Source organism: Endozoicomonas elysicola (assembly GCF_000710775.1).
Lineage (GTDB): Bacteria > Pseudomonadota > Gammaproteobacteria > Pseudomonadales > Endozoicomonadaceae > Endozoicomonas > Endozoicomonas elysicola.
The window spans coordinates 2,562,509-2,577,994 of record NZ_JOJP01000001.1; the positions used below are offsets into that span (position 1 = coordinate 2,562,509).

Sequence of the window (15,486 nt, forward strand, 5' to 3'; positions counted from 1 at the left end):
CTGCAGCGTGGCGTTCAGGTAAAGATGAAATCGGGGGGAATCTTTCGTAAAGCAGAAGATATCCGGGTTCTTTCCAGCATTGCAAGGTTAGCTATTTAACCTGCCGGGTGGTATTGCATGGTGAGGTATTTGTTGCTCAATATCCAATATCACTTATTTGAGTTAATTGGACTGTAATATTTAATATCAGGGTAGGTTAGGTCTAATACAATGTTAAGGGACAATGATGATTCCAGAGTATTGGAAAAAATTCGTAGAAACAAATAGCTTGATTGGTGAAGACTTCGAGTTTTCTGAAGATGAAGATCTCTCGGAAATGGGAGCTGACTTCGAGATTATGAACGAGCAGCAGTGCATATCTGAAGCTACTGAAGCTTATCCAGGTATTGTTGCAGTAAAGCTAGGCTACTTTCCTGTTGCCATGTGCTTGGAAGGTTCCGGCGATTACTACTACATAAAAACGGAAGAAGGTCCGAATGGCGCACTTTATCGGATTTATCACGACGCCGTCGAGGGAGAAAAGTTAGCGTCTGACGGTATTGAAAAAGTAATCGAAAGTTATGCGTCAATACTATAAGTGGGCAGCCCTTAACAAGGCGCAGCAACGGACTGTCAAACCTGTCACTTTTTGTGCCTTCGCACAAAAATCGCCAGCTTTCCCAGCCGCTGTGCGCGGCGTGAGCAGTCAGAAGTAAAAAGGAACTCTCAATGGAATTAAAATATCGTTCAGCTAAATTTGAAGACTTGGAAAGTCTTGTAGCTTTACTGTCAAATGACCTGCTTGGCAGTCAAAGAGAAGACTCATCTATTCCGTTGAATAGCGCATATCTTGAAGCGTTCGAAGCTATTGCACGAGATCCAAACAACGAATTGCTTGTTGTTGAACTTGAAAACTCTCTAGTTGGAATGCTTCAAATTACTTTTATTCCTTACCTTACACACATAGGAAGTTGGCGCTGTCTTATTGAAGGCGTGAGAATCCATAGTGATTATCGTGGAAAAGGTTTAGGTGAGAGTATGTTTGAACACGCCATTGAGTTGGCAAAAAACAAAGGCTGTACAATCGTTCAATTGACAAGTGACAAGCAGCGTCCTGATGCAATCAGGTTTTATGAAAAACTCGGATTCAAAGCAACACATGAAGGGTTCAAGCTCGCGTTGTAGGCTGTCTGCTAACAAAGCATTTAAGAGTGATTTGAACTTCCCTCGTTTTAGTGGAGATTAAAATCCAACTTAAACAGAGGGCTTTATGCCTGCATATAAGACTGGTAAAAAGGCCAGACAATATATCAATAAGTTTAAGGTCACTGCCGAGTGGGGGATTTTTTAACCACAGAGATCACAAAGAGCATAAAGGAAAAGAAAAGCTCTTTTTGGTCTTTGTGATCTCTGTGGTTCAATCTTTAATCCATGAGAACAGGCCCTAATGCCTACCCTGAGAGTAAATATCAGATTTAACAATGCTATAAGAATCGATCGGTGTTTTAGTGTTTATAAAGCGTCTCTGATCCATAAGGCCTTCTATATGGGTGCTTTGTGATCAAAAACTTCCGAGTCGCTCCCGGATTCAACGTCCGAACTGGTCGTGTACTTAACATCCGTAGTGGACTCCGATAAGCTGATTTTGTCAAAGCTGCTTCCTAGTGACCATTTACTGGGAAGGCCTATCTTCTTATAGATGAGGCCTGGCACAGGATCAAAAGCCTCTGAGAACAGTGGCCATTTAACCAGTTTTCCCTCACTGATATTCTGCTCATGTTCTGCAAACTCATGGAGAATATCGATGTCCAGGAGCTGGTTAAACTCAACATCAAAAAATACCGGTTTCTGAGTGTTAACATCCAGCTTCAGGTTGGCACTTTCATCGGTTATTTTCGCATGGCCTGAATCCTTTATTTGATCTTTAAAGAAATCCATAATCGCTTTGTATTTCTCTTTGTCAGCTTCTGAAAAGCTGGTCATTTCAATATATTCCTGAATGACCGCAAAAACACACAGCTCATCAGCAGTATCTTTATGTTTTGATATAAAGTGATATCCAGAATTTTTTGACAGAGTTTCGCCATAAATTGTAGTCAGGTCTCGATAGCTCATACAGACAATCCTTGTTTCAGGGACAATCACCTGCTCCGGGAAACAGTCTTTCACTTTCTTTCCAAAACACTTGCAGGCCACATAATCGGTCCATGCCTGCTGAAACGTAATTAGAGTCAAGTCATCATGATACCTCTCAATAAGCTGTTTGCTGGATGCGTTGGTGATTTTAATGACATAACGGGAAACAAAGTTATCGCCTTCCCGGATGTTCATTATCTGGACAAGCCGATGACCACTCCCTGAAGGTGGCAGAAATTGATAACCACTTGAGCTAAGGTCCAACAACTGGATAGGCGCTGAGGTTCGAGTATTCTGACCTCTGACAGAGAGTCGAATTTCCTGACTGACCAGGCTCAGCTGACAAGTATTCAACCGGGCCCTTTTGAGCGCTATCGGGGACTCTGGAATTGAGACCCGCAGATCTGGCTTAGCCCTTTTTCCCAGTTTTTTAATGGCAGCAGGCGTTTCACTACCCACACGGCTCTCACTCGAATAACTGCATTCAGGCGACTCAGGCACTGGAGATAGTCTCATCTTAACACGGGGTTCTGGCATTTTCCCCAGCCCGGCTCTCTTTTCCTGTACCTCCGGGATATTGCGCAGAGGGTCTGATTTCCGCCTTATGTCAATGGCTCTGGCTGAAGGGCTTCTCTTACCGGATACCTTCTCTGGGCCATTTCCACTCTGTTCAGGGAGGGCAGGTAGTTTGGGTATAACGGGTGGTCGGTATGGTGAATGGAGACTTTAAGCACCTTGCCTCCAGCTGTTGATATTCCTTTGTACTGTCGCTACTTTCCACCATTTCTACCTGTTCAAGGACGGAACTTTGAGTGGAGGTCGTTGGCTCCGTTTTATCAACGGTGGATCCACGGAAGATTTTCTTGTTATCTGAGGTATCGAGCCTCTGGTCCGTATATTCACTGCTTCCCGGTACATTTGTCCCTGAATTGCACCTCATATCAAATCAAGCTCATGAAGAGTATCAAGGATAAAGAATAAATCAGAATCATTTAAACGCATTTAGAAACGGATAGCTTTACCTCAAAGTGGTATGTTTTTACATCAATAAAATTAACGATCTCGATACAGCAGAAAGTCCGTGGAAAATATATGGATAAGTAAGGTCAGGATGTTTGGATCCATGATGCTTTAAAATCTTAAGGGGCTCCTCCCCTGTAGGAACTGGCAATGTGATATAGTCATTAAGCATCGGTTGATGCCTTCTGCAGCTGAGTCAGGTATTACAAACCATCAGGGAATTCAACACCATGCAAGTTAATAGAATTGATCATTTAGTACTGACGGTCAACGATATTGAGGAAACCGTTCAATTCTATACATCCGTTATGGGCATGGAAAAAATCGAGTTCGGTGCAGGGCGTGTAGCCTTAAGTTTTGGCCAGCAAAAGATAAATCTTCACGAGCTGGGCAATGAATTTGAGCCAAAAGCACACACTGTGGCCTCTGGCTCAGCGGATTTATGCTTTATCATCGATACACCCCTACAGAAGGCCATGGATGACTTAGCGGCGAAAGGTGTTCAGGTGATTGAGGGGCCAGTCCAGAGAACGGGCGCTTCAGGTAAGATCCTTTCAACGTACTTCAGGGACCCTGATGGGAATCTTATTGAGGTGTCTAACTATATAGATATATAGCAAGGTGTGACCCTGTCTTGCGCTATCCCGAGAAAACCAGACTTCAATGAGTGCTGTGTGCGTCGCTGGGTTGTGAGAAAAAACCATTTCTCTGCATTTCTCATTTTGGGCATCCATCATTTTTATGGTTTTTAATGCATATCATTTACCGCATCCTGATTAAACTGGTTGAAACCAATCACTGCAAATGTCGGACAGATCTTGAATAATAGGGGATTACGGTTACGGTTTATACGGCAGTGGTAATATGAGTAGATTGAAGAAGTATGGATGGCTTGTATTCATGATGATTCTGGTCGATTTCATCGCTTTTAAATATTGGCAGCGCTATCTATCTTCAGGGGCTATTCACGATGGTAAGCATGGCCTCACTTTTCTGGGCGAGGCAACTGTTGGTCATCTGGTTGGTGCAACCACAGGGGCGATCCTTCTTACTTACTATGTTATAAAGGTTCTGTTTAATGATAATTATAAGCAGTAAACAGAGAGCTAAGTGTACAGCTGGTCAGTAATTGCAGTGTTCTGAACTCCCGGTTGTCTGCTGTTCTGTGGATACAAAGGAATATATTTCTTGATATGACATCCCTGAAAATTAGTACCACGCTTATCATCTGTTTTTGGTTGGCTGGGTGTGCTGCTATCTCAAGCCATACTGTCAGTGTGCCGTCTTTAAGTGAAACTGAAACGTCTAACCCGCATAAGGTATTCGGTTATCACGATGAGGAGCTATTAAGATCAATCTTGTTTGAGTCCATTGAATTAACCATTATTCCCTATAATACCAGAGTCGATGATTACCGGCAGGAAGTGCTCTTTTTTCCCATTAATGGTGGGAATCCTTTTGCTGAATCACCTATCGATAAAAAACCATTTCAGGTTGAATTCAACATAAAAGGGGAAAAAGACCGCTATCTGTTTTATCCCTACTCAACAGCCTTAAACAGTGCGCATTTTCCAGAACTGGTACGATTTCAGGAGTATGACCATGCTCAGGACTGTACTCGTTTCGCTAAACCCTGGAGTGATATTGCCACAGAGCAACCCGTTATGGTTAAAGATCGCAATATAGAGTACAAGCATTGTTATAAAACCTCAGGGCTCTATTATTTAATGATCTTTGATGTGGTAACGCCGGCCCCAGACCAGATTTTTTCGGTAGATATGGTGTTTTTTGATCGTTTCGAAAAGAGGGAAATATCGCAGAAGGTTTTCTTTAGAGGTGTCAGGGTTGAGTCTGTTTCAACCCATTAGCCGATCACTGCACAGTAAAGATTTATAAATGTGCCTGATTAGCCGAATACGTAAAACTCATTGAAGCATGTACGAGTGTGAGTTAACCACTAAACCCTTGACGCCATAATTGCGTAATTAACGGCTATAAACGCTGGTATTTAATGCCAAAAATATTTTTTATCCGGATGCTCGTAAATAGCCCCGTTGTTGCCGAACCTTTTCTGCGTATTTTCATTTCAGCCTTAATAAACCTGGCAATGGCTGTATAGTTTTGATCTTCAGCAATTTGTAAAGGGGATTTTTGACAGCTCATACCTGCGGCGATGCCTGATTCAAGGTCTGCACCATGTTGAGCCAGCAGGCTGACCATCTCCAGATTATTACTGGCTACGGCTCTGCAGAAGATAGGTATGCAACTCCATGACGTATTGATATCTGCACCATGCTCAAGTAGTAAGGCTGCAATATCAACATGGCCTTTCTGAACAGCTTTAAAGAGTGGGGTTAGACCGTTATAAGCAGATTCAATATTTACCGAGGCATTCAATAAACATCTGACAGCCTCAATGTTTTTATATTCTACCGCAGTAAAGAGCGCTGATGCGCCACTGCATTGAGCATTTTTATCAATGCCCTGATTCAGTAATAGTTTGATTACATCGGCATGCCCTCTCTGGGCTGCCGCATATAGATACTTTGGGCCTTGTTCCTGAAGCTCAATCCTCGTTTTTTCCGTCAGCAATAATTCGACGATGGCGGTATGCCCACGGTAGATGGCCTGATACAAAGGGGTCGCTCTTCCGCATGCAATGGTCGGGTTTGCTCCCTCTATCAGTAAATACTCCGCCACGTCTTTCCGCCCCCACCGGGCAGCTAACAGCAGTGGTGTTGCGCCGTTATGGATTGAATCAATATTTGCTCCGTACCGTAGCAGTAGCTGAGCGATTCCTAAGTGGCCGTTACACGCAGCCTGGTGAAGTGGGGTTACGCCATCACAGGCTTTGTCAGGATCTGCACGATTTTCCAGCAGGTATTCGACGATACCATAATGCCCGTTGCTGGTAGCCATAAATAATAACGTTCGTAGAAAACCGGATCTTGCCGATCGAAATTCTTCACTGATAAGGTTCGGTCTTTCAGTGAGTTCATTTTTTAAGAGTTCAATATCTCCAGCCCTGCAAGCCGATAGGGCTGGGGGTTCATTAGTATTGCCTTCCGTACAGCGTTCCTGGTTATTGGCTTCCGGTAGCTGTGGCCGGGAAAACCGGGTGTCATGGCTAAGGCGCCCATGTAGCCTGCTTTGAAGGAAATTTGGAAGCATACGGATTGCCTGGGGCGTTTTGTTCAATTGACAAATGACAGTATATTTTGGGATGTATACCGCGGATGTTTTGCCTTACTCTATTATGAGGCAATTCAGAGTAGACAGTATTCTCAGAAGTTTGAATGAAAGAATAGGCGACTTTATAGAGTTTGAAGAAGTAATTGGAATGCTACTTATTTCTATTTCGGATAGATGGCGCACAAGCCGTTTACCAGGGAATACTCTTACCCTTTTCATCAACAAAAGCCCCACTTTTTACACCACTCTCAATAACACCGATGATCCCTTCAGCGCTTTCTTTCGCTGAGATACGGTTGGGTTGAACACTGGGGAAGTTGGTTATCACCGCGCCTGGATGAATGGACAACACTCGCCAGTGCTCTTGCATCTGACTGAGACTGGAATAAGCCATGTTTCCTGCTGCCTTTGATGAAGTATAAGCAGTACGGTTTAGATATTTTTCATCACGATTTCGGGTGATACTGCCTCGTCGGCTGCTGATATAAACCGCTGTCGGGTCGTCACTTTTATCAAGATTCGACGCCAGTGCCTGGGTTACCAGCATCGGTGCGATGGTATTGACCCGAAACGATTTCGACCATGCCGGTCCCGCCAGAGCACCAAACTTATTCGCTCCCTTTTCAAAATAACCCGCATTGTTGACCAGAAGATCCACCTTCCGGTCACCCACGGTTTTCTTGATTTGAGCAATGCCAGTATCCAGACTTTCCTCCGTGTCAAAATCCGCTTTAACCAGGATCAATTGAGGGTTTTTATCTGCCATCTCCAGCAATGCCTCAGAGCGCTCTTCTTTCCGGTAGGTGGCGTAGACTGTGCAGTGCCTGTTCAATAGGGACTCAGTTAATGCCAGACCAATCCCCGAATTCGCCCCGGTAACCACAGCGACTTTATTGGTCACTGAGTGTTTTGGCTGCACAGCAACAGACCGGCTCCCAAAGTAGCTGGAACACCCATAAATAAGAGCTGCACTCAACACGGCAGCCCCGGTAAGCCCCGCTGCCCGAATAACTGTATTCATGATTCATCACTGGATTGTTATTAAAGGTGACTCTTAAGACATGAAATAAGCTTGTTAATTCAGGTGAATAACCGGTTGGTTAGTTTTACTTAACAGCAGATCCGGTGACCGCAGGGTTTGCTCCATTGAATGCTGTTCTATTAACTGTATTCCTATGGATGTAGGAGGGAGGGGCGTTTATCGGGGCGTTAGAAACTATTGATTTAACCATTAAACAACTTCACTAGGAGGGCACTATTGATGAAATGAATTGACACTCCTGAGATCGTAAGCTTGAAGCTCTCTTGCCAGGCATCAGGGTCTTCGAGTTGATGGTAACCGAACCTGAGCGAAAAGCTGATGAGATGGCAAGGCAATTAGTAGAAGCAGGTGAATAAAACAGCAGAATGTTGAAGTCCAGTTGATCGCCTCCTGCTCTGATTAATTCAGGGGAAAATCTTATTGAGAAAACAAGCTGGAGTGATCTGGTTGATTTAGCGCAAACTGATTCATCTAAGGAACTGGATGAAAAAGATGCTTATCTGTGCCTGATCTCTGACATGTTAAATTTGGAGATTGATGTGGATTTTGGCTCAGGAGAAAAACAACAATATAAACCAGGGTTTCAGGTCGTTTCAGGTATAGAAGGAACACCCATTGAGACGGGTGCGCCCCCTGTTAGTCTGGCTGTTTATGAAGGTCGTTTTTATACTTCATTTGACCATTATTGGTCATTGGGGTGATTGGTGGGTTCAAGACCATCTCTGATGGTGTTGTCTGTCAACAAAACAGTGCACTCTGTAAAGTTTCTTAGCTGATTGATGAAGAGATTATTTATTCCTAATTATTCAACCTGAAAATTGATTTCAGTTCAGACTTATAAAGAGTTCAAATGAAATTATTGGGGTGAGAATGGAATTTGATGGGCGTTTACAGGGGGCGGGGCAGTCTTCTTTTGCAACGAGGGATTCGGGATCTGCAATCAAGGGGCAGGAGCCTGATCAGAAGGTAAATGTTTTTCATCGGGAGGCTCAAGGAAGCCCTGTCAATGAACCACGGGTTGCAACTCATCAGGAAGGCTCTTCTGCTCATTCAAGCACTGTGCCCATTCATCGAGATAAGCCTTCTCTCATGCAGGCGAGTGTCCGGACGGTTGACGTTACTCCTTATCATGTTCAATCTCCCGGTGGCAATGAAGAACCTGTGCGAGAGGTTGAAGATTGCATTATCGGTCAAGAGCTGACGACTGGCGGTACAGCTGGAATGGATACCATCAGATCCGATGGGTCAGCAAACGCAGTGTTTGTCGAAGAGGAAGTAACTGAAGATAGTGTTGCAGAGGCTTCTCAGTCAGAGCTTTCGACGAGGGGGGATGGCGTACCCAGGTCGCATCAAAGTACTTCTGAAATTAAAGGAGAGTATGAGCCTGAAACCGTTTCCGGTGCCAAAGTGGCCAGCAGTGATTCGTCCAGAGATCAATTTAAGGATCTGGTTAATCAAGGCAGATATTTTGTGAGCTGTTTAAGCAGCTACCATCGATGTCCACACTATTTACCAATGCCACAGCTTATTAATTGTTTGATAAACCTGCCAGGTAAAGATCTAATTACGTTTTTTGAAAACACAGGGCTTTTAGCTCGCGTAGCCCTTGATTGGTTTGATGATCATAGTAATGAGGCGATTCTAAAGGCAATGACCCCTACTTTGGTCGAAGGAGAGCTGAATCTGGATCAATTAAAGCGACTTCTTTTTAAGCCCCTGAATGCACGACAGGGCAGCTATTTTTCCCAATACCTTTATGTTATCCGATATGCTCATGTATGTGGCGTACGAGCCAACACCGCTATAGCATTGATGGGGCTTTTGAAAGCGGCTGTCGTTGACAAGGTCGCGGCCCAGCGAATACTCCGCTGGATTACCGATGTGGAAGTTCAAAAGGCCGGATCAGGCGGTTTTTCTTCAAAAAAAGATTCAGATATTGCTAAACAGCTCAGTGCATCGTTCAGGCACTTTAAAAAACAGGCTGCAAAGCTGGATGCTGCCGCTCGTCGTAAAGGTGAGTCTGCTGGTCGTCGTAAAGAAGAAGCTACTCGTTATAAAGACACCGCTGCTCATTATAAAGATGAGGTGTCTGCATTGCTTGAACAATATCAAACGGTTCTCAAGGTGCTTTCTGAAAACGTTGGAAATAATGAATCCATCAAAAAATTAAAGGAAAGAGCTCAGACTGCGTCATCTTCTTGGGCTGAGCGTATTGGAGAGAAAACAGGCTCAATAAGCATATGTGAAAGTCCAGAGACTGCCCTTGTTGACCTGCAGCCTGAGCAGGCAGGAGATTCATTGAGTGAACGGATGGCTCTGGCTATTAAAGAAATGCAGGATCAGGGAGAACAGATTAACAAGAGCAGGTTCCGCAATTGGATTTCAGGGGAGCCAGAAAAGGAAGCGCCAACGGCAGATCAGAAAGTCGATCAGCTACAGCAGCAAGTCGGGCAGCAAGCGGAAGAGATTACAGTTCTTAGGCGGCAGGTTACCGAGCTTTTGAAGCGTGTTTCAGCTCCTCCTGAAAGCTCAGAAGGAGGACAGGAAGCTCAGAGTTAGCATGATGTCGGTTAATGGTGGACTGATGAGCGTAGTCAGCACTGATTATTAAAACTGACGGGCAGTTAAGCCCAGGTATCTTGAATATGGGGGATATTAAGGTTTATGTCAGTCACTCAAATGCTCCGCCAGCTACTCCAGTGGTTAATTACTGTAAATCCGGATTTATCACCTGTCTAATTGAGAGTACCCTCTGATAGACATAGAAAACCATTATGTTTTGCTGGCCTGCATATTTATTTTATTCAGGCATCAGGAACTTTTCTATAAATGATTCGTCTTATGCAACAGTTCAATAACTGACTAAAAATATAAATCAATAATGTTTACGCCAGATGTCTCTCTCAGCTGTTTAAATTCAGCACCTGTTTATCCGTGTCTGGACTCTCAATCAATAATTTCTGATTATGAAAATGATCCAATAACAGCCTATTATAATGGCCTGACAGTCAGCGCGACTGAAACATGCTTTCCCCTTTTAACCTCTTCATTTGATCAATTTAACCAGGATTTAATAGACCGGATTTTCCTTTCTGATAACAATGCATCGGAATCAACAGATAGTGACACTGAGAATACGACATTAAGCGGAAGAACTGAACGAGTTCAACGATGCTGGGTAAAAAATAAACTTTCAGGCTGTGAGATAAATGGCGTTAAAACGACAATTGAAGCATCAACGCCGGCTTCAGAGGATCCGGCCATTGAATTACCGGATGGCACACCAGAAAAAATACTTTCTGCATCTATACCTGAACCACAAAAGCCTGGTGCCCAAAGCAAGCTGTTTTTCTGTACTCAGTGCACACCGAAGAGATCGTACGCAACAAGGAATGCACGTAGTGTGCATATATATTCGTTTCATTCGGCAATAGAAGATAGAACCTGCAAAACCTGTGATAAATCGTTTACCAGTCGTCATGGTCTTTATATGCATAATAAAGGGGTTCACAAGATGAGAACCCAGAGAATGGCGGTTAACCATAAAATGAATACAGCTTTGCACGATACTCAAATGCATAAAAAAAATCACAGAGTAGCGCACCCCGTTGCTCGAAGAGTAGTCAGTTTAGTATCACAGCTTGAAACTGGTAAAACGGAGGGTCCCTATCGCTGTCTATTCTCAAGTTGCAACAAGGTGTTTGCTCAACGAGGCCTGTTTACAAGGCATGTCCGAACTCATACTCTGCATTAAACCTGGCACTTACTCATCATATAGGCATCAAATTTTCTAACCCATGTACTTTGGTTCTGACGTCCATACTGTCACCGGTTTACTTACTTCACAACCATCGTCGACACCAACTGCGCCACGGCCTCTCTCCGCTGAATATCCATCTTGCCCAGGCTGGCCACAATGACCTCGGTGTGTGGACAGTAGTCGTATACTGGTTCGCGCAGGACCGGCTCTCTCCCTTCCAGATACCAGTCGGTGGTAATGCCATAGAGTTGACACATCGACACAAGGTCCTCCATATTTCTGGGGCCTCTGCCATCTTCCGCCTCCCATCCATGCACCGTACTCACGCTCTTTCCAAGCTTCTTTGCAACCTCTCGGATGCTGAGCCCCGCCATTTGCCGTGCTGCCCTGACTCTCTGATTTTTACCGTTCATGTTCGTTGAGTTGGTGTCCAGATGAAAGCTGATCTATTGAACAGGAATATGACTGATGAGGACAGTAAACCCGAAACAAAAAATCGTTGAGTAATTAGAATTGATTCATATTTTTATGAGGTTTCTATTCGTTTTTTAATGACTTTTGGTTTATTTTGAGGTTATTAATTGTTGTTAATCATAAAAAAATGAGTTAATTTGTTTTTTGTGCGCATAAGAAAGTGAAATGGATAACAAAAACAATCAGCACAACGGAGATTCCAACGTATGAAAAAATCCCGTCCCGCCACCGCTGTTCTCGGTTTCCGGGTTTCCTTAGAAATGATCAAGCGACTCGATTCTCTGGCCGAACAGGATCACCGTACCCGTTCACAAATGGCCCGCCTGCTGATTGAACAGGCTCTGCGTGACAAGGAGCAGAGCCACAAAAGCAAAAGACTAGTCGCCACCGCCTGATAATAAGCCATCGCAGTACGGCTCTTTACTCTCAAACCTTATTCATACTGTCTTCTCAGGAATCTGGCAGGGGCTAGCCTCTGGCTGAAGAAAGTCAGGTCCTGAATGAAGGGGGAATCAATGTCAGATCAGATCCAGAAGACCAAAGCCGATCTTGTTATACCGGCCAGCGTTCAGGAAGAGCCAGACTCATTTTATCTGACCCTTGGCCTGACCTTAAGCGAGGTGTCCGTACTCAACCAGTTCTGTACCCATTTGCGCATTGGGCAGTTAACACAGGATAACCGGTGTACTGAGCAGCAGTCCCGTGCACTGATGCACCTGCTGCATCGCATTAATAACCATATCCAGCCAGATTGTGTACTGCCATTCCTGACCGGAGATGCTGATGAGCAGCCTTGAGGCACTCAAGCAGAAGGTGGATTTACACGAACTGGCTGACCGGTTGGGAATGCGCCGAGCCTCCAGAAACGGGCAGGGCAATGGGATGTATCACTCACCGGTACGAGAAGATAAGCACCCATCGTTGTCGGTGTTTAGCAGGGAAGGGGTACAGCGTTGGAAAGACCATGCCACTGGAGAAGGGGGGAGCTGTATCGACCTGCTTCTGTATGCAGGTGTCGTACAATCGGTTGCAGAAGCCAGTCAGTGGCTGCGACAGGTGTTCTCCCTGCCGGAAGCTGCTCCTTCCATGCCCCGTGCCCGTCAGAACAAAGAAGAGTGGCTTGCTTCCCGCTGCCTGCAACAGTCCCGTGAGGTTGAGCCTTACCTGATTAATGAGCGGGGTATTTCTGAGTCGGTGGTGACTTATGGGCGCAACAGTAAAACGCTTGGCTACTCCAGCTATACCAGCAGTAAGCCCGCCGGTGATGTGTTTCACGGTGGGCCAGCGGTAGCGTTTATCTGTCGGGATCTGATACGGCGCAATGTCACGGCCGTGGAATACCGTTACTTTGATCCGGCGTTGAACGGTGGGGTAAAGAACCATTGCCATGGTCAGAAGGCGGCAGCGTTCTGGTGTCTTAATCCTGGCAATCTCAAAGCGGCCAACACGGTAGTACTGGTTGAATCCCCCATTAATGCCTTGAGTGTGGAAACGGCTATTGAGCAGTGTTCCAGTATGCGTGACTGGGCATCCCTGGCAGTTTTGGGGGCGAGTAATGTGCGGGAGAAAGAGTGGCACCTGCTGCAGGGTAAAAAGATCATCATTGCCATGGACAATGATCCGCCACTGGATCAGCCGGGCAAGCGGGAAGGGTTCAGCCCCGGTGCCGAAGCGGCCTGGCAGATCCACGAACAGTTGCTGGCACTTAATATTGCCTGCCACCTGGTAGACCACCGTCGCTGGTGTGATCTGAACGATGTTAACGACATTCTGCGGGAGAAGGGGGTAGAAACTCTGCGTCGTTCTTTGATTAATCTGGAACCTTGGTTGATTCCCGGCGTCAGTGGCAAAAAGGATAAACGTCGTCCCAGGGTCAACCTGCCGGAGCACGACTACACCCGCTACTGGCAATTTCGGGTACGTGAAGACTTTACAAGTTTTCAGCGGGAAGTCACCAGTCGTAATGGTGAAACCCGGCTGGTCAATGAAGACCTGTGTGGCTTCCGTATTGCCGCATTGTCGTCTATTCGCATCCAGAGTGCGGCCGCCACCATGAGTGGCAGTGAAGACAGCCAGCCATCAGTGGTGTTTGCCGCCAGTGTACAGTCGGCGCGTCATGGGCAACGACTGATCCGTCAGGTGTTCACCGATGATCAGCTCTACAATCCGGACCGTTGGCGCAGTTTCGGCGGGGCGATCTATAAGCCTCTTCAGTTCAGTCGGATGCTGAATATCCTGGAACGGGCTACCCATATAGGCGGGCGTGAAGCGGTGAATTTTGTCGGGGTGGCCTGGCGTAATGGGCATTTGTCGGTTAATGAGGGACCGGACAGTTACTTTACCGAACCCGACAAGCAGTGTCCTTACCATAACTTGCAGTTTCCCTCGGGGGCGGTTGCCGATGCAGCACCGGTGATTCAGGCATTTCAGGCCACCTTTGGTTTTAATGCCGCTGCCCAGTTGTTGTGCTGGAGCCTGGGGACGCATTTGAAGGCCGTGCTGGGGTTCTGGCCACACATGGTGTTACAGGCTGATAAAGGGGCAGGGAAGTCCACCTTAATTAAACGACTGGAGAACACCATTGGTTTCACCATGTTTTCTGGGCAAAGTCTGCAGACCGAGTTCAGGCTGGTGACCTCGGTCTCCCATACTTCCCAGCCCGTGGGTTGGGAAGAGCTGTCAGCCAGACGCAGTGACGTTATTGATAAGGCAGTTGCACTGTTGCAGGAAACCTATCAATACACCATTACCCGCCGAGGTGCAGAGCTTACTGAGTATGTGCTCTGTGCGCCGGTGTTACTGGCGGGTGAAGATGTGCCGGTGCAGTCGCTGTTGGGTAAGGTGGTTCGGGTTGAGCTCACGCGTAAAGGGGCTCTGCTGCCGGATGATCTGCCCCGTTTTCCTCTGCGGCAGTGGCTGCAGTTTCTGGTCAGGTTATCGCCCGAGCGGGTGCGGGAGATGTACTGGGAGCACTTGGACTATCTGAAAGGGTTTTGTTCATCCAACACTGGTAAAAATGGAGTTTCCCGGATGGTGGCTAATTATGCGGCTATGGCCGTCTGCTGGTCACTGTTGTGTGAGTTCAGTGGCCTGCCCGGGGAGCAGGACGTGATGATGGTGGACATGGTGCAGTCCATGAATCATCACGTACTGGAAACCAGCAATGAACGTGAGCCCTGGGTGTGGATTCTGGAGATTATCCTGGGTGAGATTGATGCAGGTAGCTTCCCCAGGCCTTATAAATTCGAAACCAACGGTGATGACTGCCTGCTTTATATTCGCACCCCACATATTATGCAGCACCTGAGTCAGACCTCGGCCCTGCGTCCCAAGTTTGATGCACTGCCGGTAAAATCGGACCGAGTGCTGAAAAAACAACTGATCAAGGCGGGGGTGCTTGCCAGAGAGAACGACGACCGGGAGCGACGCATTGACGGCAAACGCTGTGCTCACATGAGCGGATTGTCGCTGAATCGGCTGGAAGGGTATGGGCTCAGTCCCATGTTGCCAGATGATCTGGCGCATGTTGGATCAGGAGTCTGCAATGAACAATAATAATCGTGAAGGAAGCGACATAGTGTTGACCACCGAACTGATGCTGTATGGCAAATACAAAAAACCCGTGATCAATCTGTCTGAGTGCTGTGAAGAGGTTCTTGGGCTCTGTTATAAAAACGCGAGAGAAGCGGCGCGCCGTTGTGAGCTGCCATTCCCTGTCGTCCGCACCCGAAATACCCGACATGCGCCGTACCTGGTGCATATACGCGATCTGGCCCGGTATCTGGACAGCACGTTTGAGGATGCGAGGAAGGATTTTGACAAACTGTAGTAACCGGTGCCGGTAGCGCTTGGTAGATGTATCCTGTTAAAAGCTTACGGTTTT

15 protein-coding genes are annotated in these 15,486 nt (G+C 46.2%); 11 read left to right on the forward strand and 4 right to left on the reverse strand.

Annotated features, from left to right (window positions below; translation table 11 throughout):
• Positions 1 to 223 precede the first annotated feature (223 nt).
• On the forward strand, positions 224 to 577 hold the full coding sequence (locus GV64_RS10925) for a hypothetical protein (protein WP_020582866.1): 354 nt from the start codon (positions 224 to 226) through the stop codon (positions 575 to 577).
• A gap of 131 nt (positions 578 to 708) precedes the next feature.
• Positions 709 to 1,164 (forward strand): GNAT family N-acetyltransferase, encoded by a 456-nt coding sequence (locus GV64_RS10930; protein WP_020582867.1) that lies wholly within the window; start codon positions 709 to 711, stop codon positions 1,162 to 1,164.
• Between the two features lie 357 nt (positions 1,165 to 1,521).
• Here GV64_RS10930 and GV64_RS10935 read toward each other — a convergent pair whose 3' ends face one another.
• On the reverse strand, positions 1,522 to 2,652 hold the full coding sequence (locus GV64_RS10935) for a hypothetical protein (protein ID WP_020582868.1): 1,131 nt from the start codon (positions 2,650 to 2,652) through the stop codon (positions 1,522 to 1,524).
• 713 nt (positions 2,653 to 3,365) lie between these two features.
• Here GV64_RS10935 and GV64_RS10940 point away from each other — a divergent pair.
• The 3 genes from GV64_RS10940 to GV64_RS10950 all read left to right on the forward strand — a co-directional run bounded on the left by GV64_RS10940 (position 3,366) and on the right by GV64_RS10950 (position 5,003).
• Positions 3,366 to 3,752, forward strand: a complete 387-nt coding sequence (locus GV64_RS10940) for a VOC family protein (protein WP_020582869.1) — start codon at positions 3,366 to 3,368, stop codon at positions 3,750 to 3,752.
• Positions 3,753 to 3,999: 247 nt separating this feature from the next.
• Positions 4,000 to 4,233 (forward strand): hypothetical protein, encoded by a 234-nt coding sequence (locus GV64_RS10945; protein ID WP_152554023.1) that lies wholly within the window; start codon positions 4,000 to 4,002, stop codon positions 4,231 to 4,233.
• 179 nt (positions 4,234 to 4,412) lie between these two features.
• Positions 4,413 to 5,003: a hypothetical protein gene (locus GV64_RS10950; RefSeq protein WP_236632941.1), complete on the forward strand. Its 591-nt coding sequence runs from the start codon at positions 4,413 to 4,415 to the stop codon at positions 5,001 to 5,003.
• Positions 5,004 to 5,127: 124 nt separating this feature from the next.
• Here the strand turns inward: GV64_RS10950 and GV64_RS10955 are convergent, their stop codons facing one another.
• Positions 5,128 to 6,306, reverse strand: a complete 1,179-nt coding sequence (locus GV64_RS10955; protein ID WP_020582872.1) for an ankyrin repeat domain-containing protein — start codon at positions 6,304 to 6,306, stop codon at positions 5,128 to 5,130.
• Between the two features lie 211 nt (positions 6,307 to 6,517).
• Positions 6,518 to 7,348, reverse strand: coding sequence for an SDR family NAD(P)-dependent oxidoreductase (locus GV64_RS23770; protein ID WP_020582873.1), 831 nt, complete (start codon positions 7,346 to 7,348; stop codon positions 6,518 to 6,520).
• Between the two features lie 539 nt (positions 7,349 to 7,887).
• Between GV64_RS23770 and GV64_RS10965 the strand changes: the two genes are divergently transcribed.
• A complete protein-coding gene (locus tag GV64_RS10965; RefSeq protein ID WP_020582874.1) occupies positions 7,888 to 8,070 on the forward strand; it encodes a hypothetical protein in 183 nt (60 codons plus the stop codon).
• Positions 8,071 to 8,239: 169 nt separating this feature from the next.
• Complete coding sequence (locus GV64_RS10970) at positions 8,240 to 9,928, forward strand: hypothetical protein (protein ID WP_020582875.1); 1,689 nt, start codon at positions 8,240 to 8,242, stop codon at positions 9,926 to 9,928.
• Positions 9,929 to 11,206: 1,278 nt separating this feature from the next.
• On the opposite strand, the gene GV64_RS10975 is transcribed toward GV64_RS10970, so the two are convergent.
• On the reverse strand, positions 11,207 to 11,542 hold the full coding sequence (locus GV64_RS10975) for a helix-turn-helix domain-containing protein (RefSeq protein ID WP_020582877.1): 336 nt from the start codon (positions 11,540 to 11,542) through the stop codon (positions 11,207 to 11,209).
• A gap of 267 nt (positions 11,543 to 11,809) precedes the next feature.
• Here GV64_RS10975 and GV64_RS10980 point away from each other — a divergent pair, with 267 nt between their 5' ends.
• From GV64_RS10980 to GV64_RS10995, 4 genes are all read left to right on the forward strand, one after another.
• Positions 11,810 to 11,998 carry a ribbon-helix-helix domain-containing protein gene (locus GV64_RS10980; RefSeq protein WP_020582878.1) on the forward strand — a complete coding sequence of 63 codons (189 nt, stop codon included), beginning with the start codon at positions 11,810 to 11,812 and terminating at the stop codon, positions 11,996 to 11,998.
• Between the two features lie 120 nt (positions 11,999 to 12,118).
• Positions 12,119 to 12,400 carry a hypothetical protein gene (locus GV64_RS10985; RefSeq protein WP_020582879.1) on the forward strand — a complete coding sequence of 94 codons (282 nt, stop codon included), beginning with the start codon at positions 12,119 to 12,121 and terminating at the stop codon, positions 12,398 to 12,400.
• On the forward strand, positions 12,387 to 15,158 hold the full coding sequence (locus GV64_RS10990) for a toprim domain-containing protein (RefSeq protein WP_020582880.1): 2,772 nt from the start codon (positions 12,387 to 12,389) through the stop codon (positions 15,156 to 15,158). Before GV64_RS10985 ends, GV64_RS10990 begins: the two co-directional genes overlap by 14 nt.
• Entirely contained in the window at positions 15,148 to 15,432 is a 285-nt protein-coding gene (locus GV64_RS10995) for a pyocin activator PrtN family protein (RefSeq protein ID WP_020582881.1), read from the forward strand. Before GV64_RS10990 ends, GV64_RS10995 begins: the two co-directional genes overlap by 11 nt.
• The last annotated feature ends 54 nt before the right edge of the window (positions 15,433 to 15,486 follow it).